Origin of the sequence: Winogradskyella poriferorum (assembly GCF_050618035.1) — a bacterium.
GTDB classification, from domain to species: domain Bacteria; phylum Bacteroidota; class Bacteroidia; order Flavobacteriales; family Flavobacteriaceae; genus Winogradskyella; species Winogradskyella poriferorum_A.
Window position 1 is genome coordinate 1 of sequence record NZ_JBODPY010000276.1, and the last position, 216, is coordinate 216.

Annotated in this window: 1 protein-coding gene; it reads right to left on the reverse strand. The window is 40.3% G+C overall.

Annotation, left to right across the window (positions count from 1 at the left end):
* A partial coding sequence (locus ACRHOC_RS15740) for a hypothetical protein (RefSeq protein ID WP_431159507.1) occupies positions 1-216 on the reverse strand: 216 nt, incomplete at both ends.

A 216-nucleotide genomic window follows, 5' to 3' on the forward strand; every position in this document is an offset into this window, starting at 1 on the left:
AAGGCATCATGCATACCGTTACTATTGTTATCTACCCAAGGGTCGATTAATGCTTTACCATTACTCACTGGCGAATATCCTGCCTCTACAACATCTGGGATACCATCATTGTCACTATCAAGGTCAAATACATTGTCAACATCATCCCCATCGGTATCACATAAAGTCTGTGATATCATAATATCATCTACAGCAAGGTCATTACCAAGACCACCA